This is a genomic window from Leifsonia shinshuensis (assembly GCF_014217625.1).
In the GTDB taxonomy this organism is placed as follows: Bacteria; Actinomycetota; Actinomycetes; order Actinomycetales; family Microbacteriaceae; genus Leifsonia; species Leifsonia shinshuensis_A.
This window is the reverse complement of sequence record NZ_CP043641.1, coordinates 2,243,652-2,257,319: the sequence shown is the minus strand read 5'-3', so window position 1 is coordinate 2,257,319 and position 13,668 is coordinate 2,243,652. Positions and strand designations below refer to the sequence as shown.

The 13,668-nt window shown below is 71.8% G+C and carries 12 protein-coding genes; 10 read left to right on the top strand and 2 right to left on the bottom strand.

Features of this window, described 5'->3' with window-relative positions:
• The first annotated feature begins 275 nt into the window (after positions 1-275).
• From F1C12_RS10790 to F1C12_RS10760, 7 genes are all read left to right on the top strand, one after another.
• Positions 276-1,640: an extracellular solute-binding protein gene (locus F1C12_RS10790; protein WP_185275031.1), complete on the top strand. Its 1,365-nt coding sequence runs from the start codon at positions 276-278 to the stop codon at positions 1,638-1,640.
• A 67-nt stretch (positions 1,641-1,707) separates the two neighbouring features.
• Positions 1,708-2,658 (top strand): carbohydrate ABC transporter permease, encoded by a 951-nt coding sequence (locus F1C12_RS10785; RefSeq protein WP_185275030.1) that lies wholly within the window; start codon positions 1,708-1,710, stop codon positions 2,656-2,658.
• A gap of 65 nt (positions 2,659-2,723) precedes the next feature.
• Positions 2,724-3,590 (top strand): carbohydrate ABC transporter permease, encoded by an 867-nt coding sequence (locus tag F1C12_RS10780; protein WP_258045841.1) that lies wholly within the window; start codon positions 2,724-2,726, stop codon positions 3,588-3,590.
• Positions 3,587-4,510: an NAD-dependent epimerase/dehydratase family protein gene (locus F1C12_RS10775; RefSeq protein WP_185275028.1), complete on the top strand. Its 924-nt coding sequence runs from the start codon at positions 3,587-3,589 to the stop codon at positions 4,508-4,510. The genes F1C12_RS10780 and F1C12_RS10775 overlap by 4 nt, the downstream gene beginning before the upstream one ends.
• The gene (locus tag F1C12_RS10770; protein WP_185275027.1) at positions 4,503-5,774 is read left to right on the top strand and encodes an enolase C-terminal domain-like protein; all 1,272 of its coding nucleotides are present in this window, start codon (positions 4,503-4,505) and stop codon (positions 5,772-5,774) included. The genes F1C12_RS10775 and F1C12_RS10770 overlap by 8 nt, the downstream gene beginning before the upstream one ends.
• The gene (locus F1C12_RS10765) at positions 5,771-6,790 is read left to right on the top strand and encodes an alpha/beta hydrolase family protein (RefSeq protein WP_185275026.1); all 1,020 of its coding nucleotides are present in this window, start codon (positions 5,771-5,773) and stop codon (positions 6,788-6,790) included. Before F1C12_RS10770 ends, F1C12_RS10765 begins: the two co-directional genes overlap by 4 nt.
• Positions 6,787-7,725: a glycoside hydrolase family 130 protein gene (locus tag F1C12_RS10760; RefSeq protein ID WP_185275025.1), complete on the top strand. Its 939-nt coding sequence runs from the start codon at positions 6,787-6,789 to the stop codon at positions 7,723-7,725. Before F1C12_RS10765 ends, F1C12_RS10760 begins: the two co-directional genes overlap by 4 nt.
• Here F1C12_RS10760 and F1C12_RS10755 read toward each other — a convergent pair whose 3' ends face one another.
• Together F1C12_RS10755 and F1C12_RS10750 are read right to left on the bottom strand one after the other, a co-directional pair.
• Positions 7,726-8,601, bottom strand: coding sequence for a TolB family protein (locus F1C12_RS10755; protein WP_185275024.1), 876 nt, complete (start codon positions 8,599-8,601; stop codon positions 7,726-7,728).
• Between the two features lie 32 nt (positions 8,602-8,633).
• A complete protein-coding gene (locus F1C12_RS10750) occupies positions 8,634-9,572 on the bottom strand; it encodes a LysR family transcriptional regulator (RefSeq protein ID WP_185275023.1) in 939 nt (312 codons plus the stop codon).
• Between the two features lie 101 nt (positions 9,573-9,673).
• Between F1C12_RS10750 and F1C12_RS10745 the strand changes: the two genes are divergently transcribed.
• From F1C12_RS10745 to F1C12_RS10735, 3 genes are read left to right on the top strand one after another with little or no spacing between them, the layout of a single operon-like run.
• On the top strand, positions 9,674-11,212 hold the full coding sequence (locus tag F1C12_RS10745; protein WP_185275022.1) for an aminotransferase class I/II-fold pyridoxal phosphate-dependent enzyme: 1,539 nt from the start codon (positions 9,674-9,676) through the stop codon (positions 11,210-11,212).
• Between the two features lie 51 nt (positions 11,213-11,263).
• Positions 11,264-12,760: an amino acid permease gene (locus F1C12_RS10740; RefSeq protein WP_185275021.1), complete on the top strand. Its 1,497-nt coding sequence runs from the start codon at positions 11,264-11,266 to the stop codon at positions 12,758-12,760.
• Positions 12,757-13,662, top strand: a complete 906-nt coding sequence (locus F1C12_RS10735; RefSeq protein ID WP_258045840.1) for a universal stress protein — start codon at positions 12,757-12,759, stop codon at positions 13,660-13,662. The genes F1C12_RS10740 and F1C12_RS10735 overlap by 4 nt, the downstream gene beginning before the upstream one ends.
• The last annotated feature ends 6 nt before the right edge of the window (positions 13,663-13,668 follow it).

Sequence of the window (13,668 nt, the reverse complement as noted above, 5' to 3'; positions counted from 1 at the left end):
ATCAGCGTGAGAGCGATTCCATCACGAGCCGTGACGCGCCGATTCCACCGGTCCGGCGCGCCGCCGAGATCGCGGGCATCGCGCAAACTATTGCAATCCATCTGCCAGCCAAACTACGCCGGACACGCCAGCAACGCGCAATCAATTGCGCAGATTCCAGAAATGCTTGCTTTTACCCAACGCATCCGGCAGACTGCCGTTGCGAAAGCATTTGCGCTACTCATCCCAACCCGGAGAACGCGGCCCCCAGGGGCCGCTGCAATCAAGGAGTTTCAATGATGAAACCATCGCGAAAGGCGGTCATCGCCGCAGCGAGCGGCGCCGCCGTTCTCGCAGCACTGGTCGGATGCTCCAGCTCGCCCGGCTCGGACGCCGGCAGCGGAAAGGTCACGATCTCGATCGGCGACCGCCCGGCGGCGTCCGACGCCGACAACCGCGCCTACTACGACAAGCAGGTGAAGGCGTTCGAGAAGGCCAACCCGAACATCACCCTCAAGCCGACCGAGACGGTCTGGGACGCGACCACGTTCCAGGCGCTCGTGGCCGGCGGCAACCTCCCCGACACGCTCAACGTGCCGTTCACCGAGCCGCAGGGCCTGATCGCCCGCAAGCAGGTCGCCGACCTGACGGACGCGCTGAAGCAGACCAAGCTCGGCGGCCAGCTCAACCCCACCGTGCTCAAGGTGGCCCAGGACTCCAGCGGCCACACCTACGGCGTCCCGACCGCTGCCTACTCGGTCGGCCTCATCTACAACCGCGACCTGTTCACCAAGGCGGGGCTCGACCCCGACAAGCCGCCGGCGACCTGGGACGAGGTCCGCGCCGACGCCAAGCAGATCGCGCAGAAGACCGGCGCCGTCGGCTACGCCCAGCTCAGCACCAAGGGCCAGGGCGGCTGGATGTTCACCACGCAGACCTACGCGTTCGGCGGCACCATCGAGAACGCGGCCGGCACCAAGGTCACCTTCAACGACACCCCGTCGAAGGACGCGCTCCAGGCCCTCCACGACATGCGCTGGACCGACCAGTCGATGGGCACCACCACGCTCTACGACCTCGACAGCATGGCGCAGGGCTTCGCCGCCGGGAAGATCGGCATGTTCATGTCCGCGCCCGACCAGTACTCGGCCTCCGTCGTGACCAACGGCATGGACCCGAAGAACCTCGGCGTCGGCGGACTCCCGCAAAACGGCGGCGACCACGGCACCCTGTCCGGCGGCTCCGTCGAGGTGGTCAACCCGAACGCGACGGAGGACCAGAAGGTCGCGGCGCTCAAGTGGATCGAGTTCTTCTACCTGGCGAAGTACCAGGACCAGACCGCAGCGGTGGCGCAGGCCAAGGCGCAGGCGGCGGACAAGCAGCCCGTCGGCGTCCCGGGCCTCCCGGTCATGGGCGCCGACCAGCAGGCGAAGTTCAACGGCTGGATCAAGCCGTACGTGAACGTCCCGGTGAGCAACTTCGACCCGTACGTGAAGGTCGCGGCCGACCAGAAGATCATCCCCGAACCGCCGGCGCAGGCGCAGGAGGTCTACGCGGCGCTCGACCCGGTGGTCCAGGCGGTGCTCTCCGACCAGAACGCCGACATCTCCTCGCTGCTCTCCCAGGCGGCCAGCACGGTCCAAGCCAAGCTCGGACGCTGATCACCGACGGCCCGGCGCGTACCGTGACCCGGTGCGCGCCGGTCCGTCCATCCCGTAAGGAGTGACCATGGTGATCAGGGAGCAGGCCCCGACCATCCCGCGGGCGAGGGAGCGCGTGCAGCCGCGCCGCCGCAACCGCTTCGTCGCCTGGTACCGCCAGGGCGGACCGGCCGTCGTGCTGTTCGCGCTGCCGGTCGTGCTGATCTTCCTCTACTTCTCGTGGGGGCCGATCGTGAACGGGCTCGTGATGAGCCTGCAGAAGACCAACCTCGTCGCCCCGGCCCAGTGGGTCGGGCTGAGCAACTTCCAGTACGTCCTGGCCGACCCGACGCTCGGCCAGGCGACGATCAACACCCTGTACTTCACCGTGCTCGCGATCGTCTTCGGCTTCCCGCTGCCGATCTTCCTCGCCGTGTTCATGGCCGAGCTGCGCGGGAGGTCGTGGATCTACACGACGCTCGCCTACCTGCCGGTGATCGTGCCGCCTGTGGTCTCGATCCTGCTCTGGAAGGTGTTCTACGACTCGTCGGCGGACGGCCTGTTCAACTCGATCCTCGGCCTGGTCGGCATCCCGCCGCAGCCGTGGCTGGACTCGCCGGCGACCGCGATGCCCTCGATCGTGCTGGAGGCCACCTGGGCGGCGTCCGGGACGGCCGTCATCATCTACCTGGCCGCGCTCACCTCGGTGCGCACCGAGCTGTACGAGGCGGCGGAGCTCGACGGCGCGGGGATCTGGTCACGGGTCTGGCACATCACCCTCCCGCAGATCCGCGGCGTGATCCTGGTGATGCTGCTGCTGCAGATCATCGGGACGATGCAGCTCTTCACCGAGCCGTACCTCTTCACCGGGGGCGGCCCGCAGGGCGCGACGACGACGATCCTCCTGCTCATCTACAACTACGCGTTCGTCAACGGCGACTACGGCGCGGCGACCGCCCTGAGCGTGCTGCTCGCCGCCGGCCTCTGCGTGCTGTCGGCGATCTACCAGTTCGCGACCCGGAAATGGAGCACCGACTGATGAGACGAGTGGAGCCCCGGAGACGAGTGGAGCCCCGGAGACGGGTGGAAGCGGCCGAGCGCAGCGTGATCTCCGACAGCGACCGCAAACGGCGCCGGGTGCGCGTCCCGCTGACGGTCGTGCAGGTCCTGATCCTGGTCGGCCTCCTCGTCGCCGGTCTCGGTCCGCTGCTGTGGCTGCTGAAGGCCGCCATCTCGCCGACGCAGGACACCCTGCGCGAGCCGCTGGCGTTCTTCCCCTCCGGGGTCGTGCAGTGGCAGAACCTGGCCACGGCGTGGAACCAGGGCCACATCGGCTACTACCTCGGCAACACCGCGATCCTGGCTCTCGGCGCGATGATCGCGAACCTGTTCGTCTGCACCACCGGCGCTTACGTGCTGAGCGTGCTGCGGCCGAAGTGGGGGCCGATTCTGTCGGGCGCGATCCTGGCGACGCTGTTCATCCCGGGGATCGTCTCGCTGGTGCCGCTGTACTTGACCATCCTGAAGATGCCGGTGATCGGGGCCAACCTGTCCAACACTTACTGGGCGGTCTGGCTGCCGGCCGCGGCCAGCGCGTTCAACGTGATCGTGATCAAGCGGTTCTTCGACGCGATCCCGCGCGAGTACTTCGAGGCGGCGCGGATCGACGGCGCGGGGCACCTCCGCGTCTTCACGACGGTGGTGCTGCCGCTGTCCCGGCCGATCCTCGGCGTGGTCGCGCTCCTGGCGGTCATCGCGTCGTGGAAGGACTACCTGTGGCCGCTGCTCGTGCTGCCGAACCCGGACCTGCAGCCGGTCTCGGTCGCGCTGCCCAAGCTCGCGCAGCACAGCGAGCTGAACATCCAGCTCGCCGGGCTGTTCCTCGCCCTGCTGATCCCGGTCGTGCTGTTCGTCGTCTTCCAGCGCTCGTTCCTGCGCGGGGTCGGAATGTCGGGAGGAGTGAAGGGATGAGCGACATGGCGATGAGCGACATGCAGAGGCCGCTCCCGCGGCGTGTGCTGGTGACGGGAGCGGACGGCGCGATCGGCCGCGCGACCACTGAGCGCCTGGCGGGGCTCGGGGTGGAGGTCACAGCCCTGTCCCTGGCGTTCGACGGCGAGACCCCGGCCGACCGGGTGATCGCGGGCGATGCGCGGGACGAGTCCGTCGTGGCCCGGGCCCTGGAGGGCGTGGACGCCGTCGTGCACCTCGCCGCCATCCCGCATCCCTCGCTCGGGACGCCGCCGACGGTGTTCGGGACGAACGTGGTGGCCACCTTCACGGTGCTGTCGCTCGCCGGTCAGGCCGGCGTGCGCCGCGCGGTGATCGCGAGCAGCATCAACGCGTTCGGCGTCCCGATGAACAGCCACGAGGTCGCGCCCGCGTACTACCCGCTGGACGAGCAGACACCGGCCGACATCGACGACGCCTACTCGCTGTCGAAGCAGTACGACGAGGCCACCGCCCGGATGATGTGGCGGCGCTGGGGGATCGACGTGGTCGCGCTGCGCTTCCCGCTCGTGAAGGACGCCGAGACGCTGCGCGAGACGGCCGAGTCGGTCGGGCAGGACCCCGCGTCGATGGCGCGGGAGGGCTGGGCCTACCTCGACCTCCGGGACGGGGTGCGGGCGATCGAGCTCGGGCTGACCGCTCCGCTCGCCGGCGCGCACGTCGTCAGCCTGAGCGCGGACGACCTCCTGCTCGACCGGCCGGCGGACGAACTGCTGCGCGCCTACGCGCCGGCCGTGCCGCTGCGGACTCCCATCGGCGCCCGCGGCCCGCTGGTCGACACCGCCCGGGCGCGCGAGCTGCTCGGGTTCGAACCGCAGTACTCCATCCACCGGCCGGACCCGGCCGCCGACCCGCTCGAGTTGGGAGCCCTCAGTGCTTGACACCGTCCCGTTCCGCACCTTCGACCAGCCCTGGCCCGCGCCGCAGGACGTGCGCATCACCGGCGTGCGCGCCATCGTCACGGCGCCGGAGGGCATCCCGCTCGTCGTGGTCCGCGTCGACACCGACGAGGACGGCCTGCACGGCTACGGCTGCGCGACCTACACGCAGCGCTGGCACGCTGTCGTCGCGTTCGTGGAGGAGCACCTGGCGCCGCTGGTCGTCGGGCGCTACCCAGGCGACATCGGCGACCTCCTGCGGCTCGTGCGCTACTCGGGCTACTGGCGGGAGGGGCCGGTCGGCAACAACGCGCTGTCCGGGCTCGACATGGCGCTGTGGGACATCGCGGGCAAGCGCGCGGGCCTGCCGGTGCACGAGCTGCTCGGCGGCAAGGTGCGCGCGGCGGCGGACACCTACATCCACGCGGGCGGCCGGGACATCCGGGAGACGCTCGACCAGGCCGAGGAGTTCGCCGAGCGGGGCTGGCGGCACGTCCGGCTGCAGGTGGGGCAGCCGGGCATCGGCACCTACGGTGCGGCGCCCGTCGACGGGCCGGCGCGGGTGGGGGCGCCCTACCCGCGCGGCTGGGACCCGCGCGCCTACCTGGCGACGACGCCCGCGCTGTTCGAGGAGGCCCGGGTGCGCTTCGGCGACCGGCTGGAGCTGCTGCACGACGTCCACTCCCGGCTGACGCCGAAGGAGGCCGTCGTGCTGGCACGGGCGCTGGAGCCGTACCGGCTGTTCTTCCTGGAGGACGTGATCGCGCCGGAGCACTGGGACCGCCTCCCGGAGGTGCGCTCGCAGTCCCCGGTGCCGATCGCGGTGGGGGAGCTGGCGACCTCGCTGACCGACGCCGCACGGCTGATCACCGGGGGAGGCGTCGACTTCATCCGCGCCCACATCTCGGCCATCGGCGGCCTGACCCCGGCGAAGAAGCTGGCGACGCTGGCGGAGTTCTCCGGTGTGCGCACCGCTTGGCACGCGCCGGGCGACACCTCCCCGATCGGCGCGGCGGCGAACGTCGCGGTCGACGTGACCACGAGCGCGTTCGGCATCCAGGAAGGGCACGTGTACTCGGAGGCGGCGCGGGAAGTGTTCCCCGGGACGCTGGAGATCGTCGACGGCTGGCTGACGCCGAACGAGGCGCCGGGCTGGGGGATCGAGGTGGACGAGCGGGCGGCCGCGCGCTTCCCGGCGGGGCTGTCGGGGCACGACGAGTGGGCAGCGGGGGTGCGCGGGCTGGATGGCGGGCTCCACGCTCCGTGACCGGCGATCTCACCGAAGCGGCCCGCGCCTGGCTGGGCTCGGCGCCCGCGCTGCCGCCGCTGCCGGGCCGGTCCGAGGACATCGTGGGGACGTTCGCGCGGTTGCTCTACGGTCGCACCCCGGCGGGCGCGCGGCTGACCGGGGTCACCGAGCCGCAGCCTCCCGAGACCGTGCTCGACGGCGCCGCGGTGCGCCGGCGTCTGGTGGCGTCGATCGCGTGCCCGGAGGGGGTGCTCGCGCTCGACGTGCTCGTGCACGTCCCGACGGGCTCCCCGGGCCGGGCGCCCGTCGTCGTCGCGCTCAACTTCACGGGCAACCAGGACAGCATCGACGGCGACCAGTCCGACCGCTGGCCCTACGCCCGGATCGTGGCAGCCGGCTTTGCGGTGCTGACCGCCGATTACCGGCAGATCGAGCCGGACGAGCCCGCGCCGGCGACCCCGGGAGTCCGCGCCCTTTTCCCCACAGGCGACGCGCCGGCCTGGGGCGCGGTCGGCGCCTGGGCGTGGGGCCTGTCCCGCCTCCTCGACCTGGCCGGATGGGTCGGCGGCGTCGACTCCTCCCGCGCGATCGCGCTGGGCCACTCGCGACTCGGCAAAGCCGCACTGTGGGCCGCCGCCCAGGACCACCGATTCGCCGTCGCGGTCTCCAACGACTCCGGCTGTGCCGGGGCCTCGCTGTTCCGGCATCCCGGCGGGGAGGACATCGCCGCGATCACGACGGCGTTCCCGCACTGGTTCGTGCCCTCCTTCGCCGCGTACGCGCACCGCGAGGGCGACCTCCCGCTCGACCAGCACCAGCTCCTGGCGGCCATCGCCCCGCGTCGCGTGCTCGTCCTCAGCGCGCGCGACGACCACTGGGCCGACCCGGTCGGGGAGGCGGCGGCGGCGCTCGCCGCGGCCCCGGCGTTCCCCGCGGGCGGGCTCGCCCACCACGTGCGCGACGGCGGCCACGACCTCACACCGGAGGACTGGCTGCGCGCCCTCGACTTCTCGACCTTCCGGAAGGACACATGAACGCCCACCCGCCCATCGACTACCCCTTCGGCCCCTTCACGCCGTCGCCGGCGAACCCGGTGCTCCGCCCCGGCCCCGGGGCCTGGGAGTCCACCAATGTCTACAACCCCGCTGCGATCGTCCACGACGGCCGCGTGGTCATGCTGTACCGCGCGCACGCCGCCGACATCGTGTCGTCGGTCGGGTACGCCGTGAGCGACGACGGCCTCCGCTTCGAGCGCGACGCCGAGCCTGTGCTGTTCCCCGAGCACGACTACGAGCGCTACGGCTGCGAGGACCCGCGCGTCGTGAAGATCGGCGACACCTTCTACCTGACCTACACGGGCTGGGACCGCACCACCGCACGGCTCTGCCTGGCGACCTCCACCGACCTGCGGACGTGGACCAAGCACGGCCCGATGCTCCCGGGCGTCGACACCTTCCGCGGCACGCGGCAGCCGCCGGTGGAGGAGTGGAGCAAGGGCGGCGTCATCCTGGAGACCCCGGTCGACGGCCGCTACCTGATGTACGTCGGCGAGGGCAACGTGTACCTCGCGGAGTCGGCGGACCTCCTGCACTGGCGGCTGGCCGACCCGGAGCCGGTGCTGACCCCGCGGCCCGGCACCTTCATGAGCGGCCTGGTGGAGACGGGGCCGCAGCCGCTGCTGACCCGCACCGGCCACATCCTGCTGATGCACAACAGCGCGGTCCACCCGCCGGAGGGCGGCTTCTACTACTCCAGCGGCCAGGTGCTGTTCGAGCCGTCCCGCCCGACGGTGCCGGTCGCCGCGCTGCTGGAGCCGTGGCTGCGGCCGACCACCGACGAGGACAAGCACGGGATGTCCGAGAACGTGACCTTCGTGGAGGGCCTGGTGTGGTTCCGCGGGACCTGGTTCGCCTACTACGGGCAGAGCGACACGACCGTGGGGGTCGCGACATTCACGCCGGCAGGGTGATCAGCCGCCGTACGGGTACGACACGTACGCGAACCGGGTGGAGTCGGGCGACCAGCTGTTGACGTTGATCGTGCCCTGCCCGCCGGGGAGCGGGAGGCGCTCCAGCGGTGCAGTCCAGTCCGCGGTGTCGACCACGACGAGGGCGACATCGAGGTCTGCCGGGTGGCCTTCCGTGCCGGGAGGGAACTCGATGTAGACGGCCCGGCGCCCGTCGGGCGACAGGTGCGGGAACCAGTCGACGGTGTCGCTGACGACCAGCCGCTCCGGCTCGCCGCCGGCCTCGCGGATGCGCGCGAGCTGCGCGTGGCCGGGGCGGGAGGCCCAGTGCTCGCTGTTGAAGTAGATCCAGTCGCCGTCCGGCGACCACTCCGGTCCGTCGATGTGGCCGGCGCCGGTGTCCACGATGGTGGACGCTCCGCCGGTCGCGGGCAGCACGGCGAGCGTCCCCGGCTGGTCGAAGCTCGTGATCCGCACGTAGGCGAGGCGCCGGCCGTCCGGCGAGACCCCGTGCAGGAAGTGCCAGACGTCGTCGTCGGAGGTCACCCTCTCGACCGCGCCGCCGGCGAGCGGCGCCCGGTAGATGTGCCGGTCCATCGCGGAGACGTAGATCGCCTCGCCGCCGGGGTCGAGGACGTGGTCGTTGTTGAGGGCGGGGAGACCGTCGTGGACGATCTCCGCGGGCTGTGCGCCGGCCTCCGGGGCGAGCGACCAGAGCACTCCCGTGCCGTTCAGCAGCAGCCGGCTTCCGTCGAGCGACCAGTTGGGCGCCTCGAAGAGCACGTCGTCGCTCTCGTGGATGACGACGTCCTCCCCGGTGCGGGCGTCGTGGATGTGGATCCGCGCGGTCTGGCCGGGTTCGAGGGTGCGGTAGCTCATGGCGGTCTCCTTCGAGGGTTCGGGCGACGGCGTCACTGCTGCGTGCTTCCGGCTTGCACGGCGGCGAAGCCGTCGCGGACCGCGGCGACGAGGTGGCGCACGGCGGGGGAGGGCCGGCGGCGCGCGTCCTCCGCCGGCGTCGCGACGAGGATCGAGCGCACGAACGAGGGGTCGTCGACCGGGAGCAGGACGATGCCGGGGTGCGCGGCGGCCGTCGCGAGGCCCGGGATGATCCCGACCACCATCCGCGCCGCGGTCATGCCCAGGAGGACCTGGAAATCGTCGGTGCGGATCGCGACGTCCAGGACGTGCCCCTCCGCCGCGAACGCGTCGGCGACGACGCGGTCCATCGCGTCCTCCGCGGACGTGGCGAAGACCCAGCGCTCGTCGGAGAGCGAGAGCACTGCCGCGAGGTCGACCGACGTGCGCGACGCGAGCGGGTGGCCGACGGGCACCGCCAGCAGCAGGGGATCGCGGAACACCTCCATCGTCACCACGTTCGGCCGGAACGGCAGGTCGTAGCCGGGCACGGTGTAGACGAGGGCGGCGTCGAGCGCACCGCGGTTGATCCGGTCGACGAGCGCGGGGACCTCGTCGAACATGGCGTCGATCTCGATGCCGAGGTCGCCGACACTGCCGGCGACGAACGGCAGGATGCTCGCCGCCGCCGTCGCGAAGGTCCCGAACCGCAGCCGCACCCGGCCGAGCGCGCTGAATTCGCGCGCGTCCCCGATCGCCCGCTCGCTGAGCGTCAGGATCTCCTGCGCGCGTTCGAGGAGCAGCATGCCGACCGGCGTCAGCCTGCTGCCGCGTGGCGAGCGCACGAGCACGGGCGCCCCGACCAGGCGTTCGAGGTTCTTCAGGTGGTAGTCGACGGTCGGCTGGCCCCAGCCCAGGCGGCGCGCGGCGGCGGTGACCGAGCCCTCGGCGTGGACCGCGCGGAGCGCCTCGAACTGTCGCAGATCCGCCATCGGATGCCCTGTCTGGAGGTGGGTGAGTCACATACAGTCTATGTGGGCAGCGCGACGTTCGGGGGATTCTGGCCGAGGGACGCCGCCCGCACGATGGAGGAATGGCCCCCACCCGCTCCGCGACCGACCGCTTGCTGCCGACCTCCGCCGACCTCCGGCACTGGGAGACGCCGTACGCGGACGCGCTGGAACGCCACGCGGCACGCGCGCCCCTCCCGCTGATGGTCCCGGGCCACGGCGGCGACGAGCTCGGCCTCAGCGCGCGGCTGGCCGACTTCCTCGGTCCGCGGGCGCTGCAGCTCGACGTCCCGATGCTGGTGGACGACATCGACCTGGGCGAGGACTCGCCGCTCAGCCGCTCGCTCGAACTCGCGGCGGACGCCTGGGGCGCGCGCCGCACCTGGTTCCTGACCGGAGGCGCCTCGCAGGCCAACCGGATCGCGGCGCTGGCCGTACGCGGGCTCGGCCCGAACATCCTGTCGCAGCGCAGCGCGCACTCGAGCTTCAGCGACGGCGTGCTCTCCGCAGGGCTGGCGCCGTCGTTCGTGCTGCCCTCCATCGACGCCGGCCACGGCGTCGCGCACGGCGTCTCGCCCGACTCCCTCGACGCGGCGCTGACCGCGGCGGCGGAGGCCGGGCGGCCGGCGGACGCGGTCTACATCGTCTCGCCCAGCTACTTCGGCTCCGTCGCCGATGTCGCCGGGCTGGCGCGGGTCGCGCACGCGCACGGCGCTCCGCTCATCGTCGACGGCGCCTGGGGGCCGCACTTCGGCTTCCACCCGGACCTCCCGGAGTCGCCCGCCCGGCTCGGCGCGGACCTGGTCGTCTCCAGCACCCACAAGCTGGGCGGCTCGCTCACCCAGTCCGCCATGCTCCACCTCGGCCACGGCCCGTTCGCCGACACGCTCGAACCGCTGATCGAGCGCGCGGTATCGATCACCGCCTCCACCTCCACCTCGGCGCTGCTGCAGGCCTCGCTCGATATCGCGCGGCACTCGCTCGTCACCGGGGCCGAGCTGATCGGCCGCTCGATCGCGGTCGCCGACGCGTTCCGGGACGCGCTGCGCGACGACCCGCGATTCGGCGTGCTGAGCGACGGTTTCGGCGCGTTCGACGACATCGTCGCCGTGGACCCGCTGCGCGTCGCGATCGACGTCTCGCACACCGGGGTCAGCGGGCACTGGCTGCGCCAGCGGCTCATCGACACCGAGGGGATCTTCTTCGAGATGTCCACCGCGACCACGCTCGTCGCGCTGATCGGCGCCGGCAAGACGCCGGACCTCGTGCGGGCGCACCGGGCGCTCGTCGCGGCGGCGGACTCCGCGGAGGCCCGCGCCGAGCGCTCCACCGGCGGGGCCGACGAGTTCCCGGCCCTGCCCGCCTCCGGCCCGCTGCGCATGCTGCCGCGGGACGCGTTCTTCGCCGCCACCGAGCTCGTGGCCGCGGCCGACGCGGTCGGGCGCATCTCGGCCGACACCCTCGCCGCCTACCCGCCCGGGATCCCGAACCTCATCCCCGGCGAGGAGATCACGGAGCAGACCGTGGCCTTCCTGCGGGCGGTCGCCGCCTCCCCGTCCGGCTACGTGCGCGGAGCCGTCGACCCGCGGGTCGACCGGTTCCGGGTGACCGTCACCGGCTGAGCCGCCCGCCCCGATTCGCAACCCCACGCCAATCAAAGGAGACTGGTAGATATGCCCACAATCGCTCAGCAGCTGCTGCGCAGAAAGCCCACGACGCCTCCCGGAGCCGGTGAGGCGCATCTGAAACGCAGCATCGGCCTCTTCTCCCTGACCATGATCGGCGTCGGCGGCACGCTCGGGACGGGGATCTTCTTCATCCTGTCCCAGGCCGTCCCCGTCGCCGGCCCCGCCGTGATCTGGTCGTTCGTCATCGGCGGCGTGGTCGCCGGGCTCACCGCCCTCTGCTACGCCGAGATGGCGGGCGCAGTCCCCGCCTCCGGCTCGACCTACTCGTACGCGTACGCGACGCTCGGCGAGGGAACGGCCATGGCGGTCGGCGCCTGTCTGCTGCTGGAGTACGGCGTCTCGACCGCGGCCGTCGCGGTCGGCTGGTCCCAGTACGTCAACCAGCTGCTGCAGAACCTGTTCGGCTGGCAGCTCCCTGTGCAGCTCTCGCAGGCGCCGGAGCAGGGCGGCATCGTCAACATCCCCGCGGTGATCGTCATCGTGCTGTGCTCGCTGCTGCTGCTGCGCGGCGCCCGCGAGTCCACGACGGTCAACAGCATCATGGTGGTCGTCAAGATCGCCGTCGTGGTGTTCTTCTGCGCCGTCGCCTTCACCGGGTGGAACGCCGACCACTTCCACAACTTCGCCCCGGCCGGATTCGCCGGCATCGTCGGCGGCGCGGGGATCATCTTCTTCTCGTTCGTCGGTTTGGACGCCGTCTCGACTGCGGGCGAGGAGGCGAAGAACCCGAAGCGGAACCTGCCGCTCGCGATCATCTTCGCGCTGATCATCATCATCCTGCTGTACGTGGCCACCAGCGTCGCCGCGCTCGGCGCCCAGGCCCCGGGGAAGTTCGCGAACCAGGACGCCGGGCTCGCCGCGATCCTGCAGAACATCATCGGCTCCAGCTGGCCCGGCACCATCGTGGCGATCGGCGCGATCATCTCGATCTTCTCGGTGACGCTCGTGGTCCTCTACGGGCAGACCCGCATCCTGTTCGCCATGTCGCGGGACGGGATGATCCCGAAGGTTTTCGCGAAGGTCAACCCGCGCTCGATGACGCCGGTGCGCAACACCGTCATCGTCATGATCGCCACAAGCGTGCTCGCTGCCGTCGTCCCGATCGACTTCCTCGCGGAGATGACGAGCATCGGCACCCTGGTGGCCTTCATCGTGGTGTCGCTCGGCGTCATCATCCTGCGCGTGCGGGAGCCGGAGCTGGAGCGCGGCTTCCGCCTGCCGCTCGGCTGGACGATCCCCATCCTGTCGATCGCCGGCTGTATCGCGATCATCACCCAGCTGCGCCTGATCACGATCATCGTGTTCCTGATCTGGACGGCCGCGTTCCTCGTCTTCTACTGGTTCTACGGCCGGAAGCACTCGACGCTGCAGACCGGCTCGCCGGTCGCCGGCGCGGACGCCCCGTACACGAGCAACTTCGCGCAGCCGAGCAAGAGCGAGATCCGCGAGGCGGCCGAGCGCAGGAAGGCGGGCCGGAAGTGAGCATCGTCGTCGGGGTGGACCCCGCGCACCGCTCCGCCTCCGCGCTGCACCTGGCCGCGATGCTGGCCCGCTCCTCCGGCGCCGACCTCATCGTCGCCGCCGTGGTCCCGCCGGCGTGGCCGACGACGGCGGGAGGCGCGGACGCGGAGTGGCGCGGCTACACCCGGGAGAACGCGGACGGCGCCCTCGACCACGCCGCCGCCGTCCTCGGCGGCTCGGTCGCCGCGGAGTACCTGCTGCACGAGGCTCCGTCGGCCCGCCGCGGCCTCGTGGGGCTCGCGGAGCAGCGCGAGGCATCGCTCATCGTCGTCGGCTCGGCGACGGACGGGCAGCCGGGGCGGATCGCGCTCGGCTCCGCGAGCGACACCCTGCTGCACGCGTCCCCCGTCCCGGTCGCCATCGCACCACGCGGCTACCGCACGGCGGAGGATGCCCGCGTCAGCCGGGTCACCGCCGCCTACCGGGGCACCGGGGCGTCGACCGGTCTCGTCTTCGGCGCCGCGGGAGTTGCAACAGCGGTCGGCGCCGAGCTGCGGGTGGCCTCCTTCGCCGTCGTTCCCCCCGACTCCGGCACGTCGGGCGCCGGGCTCGACGCCGAGCTGCCGATCGCGGACGCCTGGGCGGCGGACGTCGAGAAGCACGCGGCCTCGCTGGTCCGCCAGGTGTCGGAGCTGCCGGACGCTCCGGAGGTCTCCGGCGTCGCCGTGGGCCTGGGCGAGACATGGGAGTCGGCCATGGCGGACGTCGGCTGGGAACCGGACGAGGTGCTGGTCGTCGGCTCGAGCACGCTCGGCCCGATCGCCCGCGTGTTCCTCGGCTCGCACGCCGCCAAGATCGTCCGCCACTCGCCCGTCCCGGTCGTCGTCGTCCCGCACGGCGTCGGCGGCCGCGAGCGGGACTGATGTCCC

Bases quoted from the DNA above. Each gene is read 5' to 3' on its own strand.
- F1C12_RS10755 (WP_185275024.1), bottom strand. From the start codon at position 8,601: ATGAGCTACCGCACCCTCGAACCCGGCCAGACCGCGCGGATCCACATC.
- F1C12_RS10740 (WP_185275021.1), top strand. From the start codon at position 11,264: ATGCCCACAATCGCTCAGCAGCTGCTGCGCAGAAAGCCCACGACGCCT.
- F1C12_RS10785 (WP_185275030.1), top strand. From the start codon at position 1,708: ATGGTGATCAGGGAGCAGGCCCCGACCATCCCGCGGGCGAGGGAGCGC.
- F1C12_RS10745 (WP_185275022.1), top strand. From the start codon at position 9,674: ATGGCCCCCACCCGCTCCGCGACCGACCGCTTGCTGCCGACCTCCGCC.
- F1C12_RS10760 (WP_185275025.1), top strand. From the start codon at position 6,787: ATGAACGCCCACCCGCCCATCGACTACCCCTTCGGCCCCTTCACGCCG.
- F1C12_RS10790 (WP_185275031.1), top strand. From the start codon at position 276: ATGATGAAACCATCGCGAAAGGCGGTCATCGCCGCAGCGAGCGGCGCC.
- F1C12_RS10775 (WP_185275028.1), top strand. From the start codon at position 3,587: ATGAGCGACATGGCGATGAGCGACATGCAGAGGCCGCTCCCGCGGCGT.
- F1C12_RS10750 (WP_185275023.1), bottom strand. From the start codon at position 9,572: ATGGCGGATCTGCGACAGTTCGAGGCGCTCCGCGCGGTCCACGCCGAG.